Annotated in this window: 3 protein-coding genes and 2 tRNA genes; 3 read left to right on the forward strand and 2 right to left on the reverse strand. The window is 60.7% G+C overall.

The genetic code is table 11. From position 1 onward, the window contains the following. Nucleotides 1-465: polyhydroxyalkanoate synthesis repressor PhaR (gene phaR, locus ACR2JA_RS04590; RefSeq protein ID WP_434007937.1), on the forward strand; the 465-nt coding region annotated here is incomplete at its 5' end. Nucleotides 466-506: 41 nt separating this feature from the next. Further along, nucleotides 507-1,892 (forward strand): 30S ribosomal protein S12 methylthiotransferase RimO, encoded by a 1,386-nt coding sequence (rimO, locus tag ACR2JA_RS04595; RefSeq protein WP_434007938.1) that lies wholly within the window; start codon nucleotides 507-509, stop codon nucleotides 1,890-1,892. 114 nt (nucleotides 1,893-2,006) lie between these two features. On the opposite strand, the gene ACR2JA_RS04600 is transcribed toward rimO, so the two are convergent. Beyond that, a tRNA-Leu gene (locus tag ACR2JA_RS04600) sits at nucleotides 2,007-2,091 on the reverse strand. Between the two features lie 176 nt (nucleotides 2,092-2,267). After that, nucleotides 2,268-2,352 (reverse strand) — tRNA-Leu (locus ACR2JA_RS04605). Nucleotides 2,353-2,398: 46 nt separating this feature from the next. On the opposite strand from ACR2JA_RS04605, the gene ACR2JA_RS04610 reads away from it, so the two are divergent. After that, the coding region (locus tag ACR2JA_RS04610; protein WP_434007939.1) for a ribonuclease R family protein at nucleotides 2,399-3,645 on the forward strand (1,247 nt) is incomplete at its 3' end.

Genomic DNA, 3,645 nt, shown 5'->3' on the forward strand with positions numbered 1-3,645 from the left:
CTCTACGACACCGATACCTCGTCCTACATCACGCTGGCTGAGGTCAAGACGCTGGTGATGGACAACGAACGCTTCGTGGTGCGCGACGCGAAGACCAACGAAGACCTGACCCGCAGCATTCTGTTGCAGATCATCCTGGAAGAAGAGACGGCTGGCGTGCCCATCTTCACCGAGCAGGTGCTGGCGAACATCATCCGCTTCTACGGGCATGCCATGCAGGACTTCATGGGCTCGTACCTGGAAAAGAACGTCCAGATTTTCATGGACCTGCAGAACAAGATGAGCGAGCAGACCAAGGGGCTCAACCCCGAGCTGTGGAAGCAGTTCACCAATGTGCAGTCGCCCATGATGCAGGGCATGATGGGTTCGTACATGGAGCAATCCCGCAACGCGTTTACGCAAATGCAGGAGCAGATGCAGAAGAACAGCGAGCAGATGCTGGCGGCACTGGGACTCAAGCGCTGACCCTTTCGCGCTGTCCGGTTCCGGTCTGAGACAATCGGGGCATGACCGAAACCACCGCTTCTCCGGGTGCATCCGCACCCAAAGTCGGCTTTGTGAGCCTGGGTTGCCCCAAGGCGTTGACCGATTCCGAACTCATCCTCACGCAGCTCAGCGCCGAGGGTTATCAGACTTCCAAAACCTTTGCCGGTGCCGATCTGGTGATCGTCAACACCTGCGGCTTCATTGATGATGCGGTCAAGGAAAGCCTCGATACGATTGGTGAAGCGCTGGCCGAAAACGGCAAGGTCATCGTGACAGGCTGCCTGGGCGCGCGCGAGGCCGATGATGGTGGCAACATGGTGCGGCAGATGCACCCCAGCGTGCTGGCTGTGACCGGACCGCACGCGACGCACGAGGTGATGGAGGCGGTGCACCTCCACCTGCCCAAGCCCCACGATCCATTTGTCGATCTGGTGCCAGCGCAAGGTATCAAACTCACGCCCCGCCATTACGCCTACCTGAAAATCAGCGAGGGCTGTAACCACCGCTGCACCTTCTGCATCATCCCTTCGATGCGTGGTGATCTGGTGAGCCGTCCCATCGGCGATGTATTGACCGAAGCACGCAAGCTGTTCGAAGCCGGTGTGAAGGAGCTGCTGGTGGTCAGCCAGGACACCTCCGCCTACGGTGTGGACGTGCAGTACCGCACCGGATTCTGGGATGGGCGTCCCGTCAAGACCCGCATGTTCGATCTGGTGCGCGCGCTGGGTGAACTCGCAAAAGGGTTTGGTGCCTGGGTCCGTCTGCACTACGTGTACCCGTACCCCCACGTTGACGAGATCATTCCTTTGATGGCCGAGGGCTTGTGCCTGCCCTATCTGGACGTGCCTCTGCAGCACAGCCACCCGGACGTGCTCAAGCGCATGAAGCGCCCGGCTAGTGGGGAGAGGAACCTAGAGCGCATCGCGCGATGGCGCGAACTGTGCCCACAGATTGTGGTGCGCAGCACCTTCATTGCCGGTTTCCCAGGCGAGACCGAGGCGGAGTTCCAGCACCTGCTCGATTTTGTTCAGGAGGCGCGCATCGATCGCGCCGGATGTTTTGCCTATTCGCCGGTTACCGGTGCCGTGGCCAATACTTTGGCCGATCCGGTCCCCGATGCGCTGCGCGAGGCGCGCCGCGCCCGTTTCATGGCGGTGGCTGAGGCTGTGTCGGCTGAAAAATTGCGTGAACGCGTGGGTGCGACCATGCAGGTGTTGGTGGACTCTGCGCCCAGCATGGGCAAAAAGGGTGGCGTTGGTCGGAGCTACGCCGATGCACCCGAGATCGACGGGGTGGTGCGGCTGCTCCCACCTCAGAAAATCAGCAAGACGCTGAAGGTGGGGGAGTTCACCAAAGTTCAGATCGTGGCGGCCGATGGCCACGACCTGGTGGCGCAGCCCATCTGAGTGGTATCAGTTCCTGGCGCCAGTCCGGCGCTGGGATCCCGAGGTGTTTGACAGAACAAACGGACTTGCCCATGCAAAAAGGCCTGCTGACATGTCAGCAGGCCTTTGCTATTTTGGTGCCCAAGAGAGGACTCGAACCTCCACGCCTCTCAGCGCTAGTACCTGAAACTAGTGCGTCTACCAATTCCGCCACCTGGGCATCTCAGGAAGCATTCATTATATGCCGGAGTTGGTCGGTTTTGAGGTGGGGCGGTTTTTTGTGACCAGGCGAGGCCGAGACTTGCGTTCGACCATCGGCTGCATGTGCGCTGGAATGGCGGGCGTGCAAAAGAAAAAAGGGCTTGCCGACATCATGTCAGCAAGCCCTTATGATCGTGGTGCCCAAGAGAGGACTCGAACCTCCACGCCTCTCGGCGCTAGTACCTGAAACTAGTGCGTCTACCAATTCCGCCACCTGGGCATCTCAGGAAACCGCTAGTATAGCATTTTCAGATCAACAAAAAACAGTGAACGAAAAGAACAGCCTGCTGGCCGAATTCGAGGGTGTGGTTTCGGGTCATCGCGATGGTCACGGTTTCGTGGTGCGCGATGACGGCCAGGCCGACATCTACCTGCCGTCCAATGAAATGAGGGCAGTGCTCCACAAAGATCGCGTCAAGGCGCGCATCGTGCGGCTGGATCGCAAGGGCCGTCCCGAAGGACGGGTCACGGAAATCGTCGAGCGCTCCGATGCTCCCATCATCGGCCGTCTGCTGCAGGAAAGTGGTGTCTGGCTGGTGGCGCCAGAAGACAAGCGCTACGGACAGGATGTGCTGATTCCCAAAGGTGCGACCGGATCGGCCAAGCCCGGCCAGGTGGTGGTGGTCCAACTGACCGAGCCGCCTGCGCTGTACGGCCAGCCGGTGGGCCGGGTCAAGGAAGTGCTGGGCGACATCGACGATCCCGGCATGGAGATCGAGATCGCGGTGCGCAAATACGGTGTGCCGCACGAGTTCTCAGACGCCGCGATGGCCCAGGCGCGGGCTCTGCCAGACCACGTGCGCTCCGTGGACCACAAGCACCGGGTGGACCTGCGCGATGTACCGCTGGTGACCATTGACGGTGAAGATGCGCGCGACTTCGATGATGCGGTGTATTGCGAGCCCGCCAAGGTGGGGCGCGGCAAGGGCTGGCGCTTGCTGGTCGCAATCGCTGACGTGAGCCACTATGTGCAGACCGGGTCTTCCATCGACATCGATGCCTATGACCGCGCGACCTCGGTCTACTTCCCGCGGCGGGTGATCCCCATGCTGCCGGAGAAACTGTCCAACGGCCTGTGCTCGCTCAATCCTGGCGTGGAGCGGTTGTGCATGGTCTGCGACATGCTGATCAACGCCAAGGGCGAAATCCACGCCTACCAGTTCTACCCCGCGGTGATGTTCAGCCACGCGCGTTTCACCTACACCGTGGTGGCGGCCATCCTGCAAAACACGCGCGGGCCAGAGGCGCAGGGCCGCAAAGGGCTGGTGCCGTATCTCATCAACCTGCACGATGTGTACCGTGCACTGTTGCTGGCTCGCGAGGCTCGGGGCGCGGTGGACTTCGAGACCACGGAAACGCAAATCGTCTGCGATGAGTCGGGGCGTATCGAGAAGATCGTGCCGCGCACGCGCAACGATGCGCACAAATTGATCGAAGAAGCCATGCTGGCTGCCAACGTCTGCTCGGCAGACTTCATCGGCCAGAGCAAGCACGTGGGGTTGTTCCGGGTGCA

Source organism: Hydrogenophaga sp. (genome assembly GCF_051007235.1).
Classification (GTDB): domain Bacteria; phylum Pseudomonadota; class Gammaproteobacteria; order Burkholderiales; family Burkholderiaceae_C; genus Hydrogenophaga.